The following is a 636-nucleotide window of genomic DNA, read 5'->3' as shown; positions in this document are numbered from 1 at the left end:
TGGGTGCCGGTGAAGGAGAATCCGATGGTGGAGGTGGCGCCTTGGAAGTCGTTGTTCGCGGTGGCGGGCAGCGTGGTGGTGACCTTGAGGTTGTCGGTTTTGGTCGAGGTCAGGGAGGTCAGGTTGTTCAGGACTTTGTTCGCTGCGATGACCGGGCCGTTGGCGAGGACGGTGGTTTTGGTTCCGGCGCAGGTGTAGGGGGCGGCGGAGCCGGTCCAGGCCACGGAGCAGTTTTCGATGGTCAGCTGCAGCCCGTTCGTCACGTCCGTGGTGAGCAGTGATCCGGTGGCGCCGGCGGAGGTGGTGAGGGTGACGTTGTTCAGGTCGGAGTTGCCGGTGTTGGCCAGGGTGACGAGCTTTTCGACTTTGTCGCCGGGCAGCAGGCCCGCGACGGGGACGTTGAGGGTGTTGTTGGCTCCGGTGCCCAGGGCGATGGTGACGGTTCCTGCGGTGACGGCCTGGGAGGCGGAGGTTGAGGAGGTGAACGCGCCGTAGGTGCCCATCCCGGCGACGGCGGCTGCGGTGCCGAGCAGTGCGACGGAGGCGAGGATCTTGCCGGAGGTGGTCTTGAGGGTGATGGCCATGGGAATCGGTGTCCTTTCGGGAGGCCACCGTGAGACCGGCCGGCCGTTTCTT

The 636-nt window shown here is 65.9% G+C and carries 1 protein-coding gene; it reads right to left on the bottom strand.

Going from position 1 to position 636, the window contains the following annotated elements:
* The coding region (locus GVL04_RS24095; protein WP_159709173.1) for a TasA family protein at positions 1 to 584 on the bottom strand (584 nt) is incomplete at its 3' end.
* Positions 585 to 636 lie beyond the last annotated feature (52 nt).

Source organism: Arthrobacter sp. 18067 (genome assembly GCF_902706295.1).
In the GTDB taxonomy this organism is placed as follows: domain Bacteria; phylum Actinomycetota; class Actinomycetes; order Actinomycetales; family Micrococcaceae; genus Arthrobacter.
This window is presented reverse-complemented; position numbering and strand designations above follow the sequence as displayed.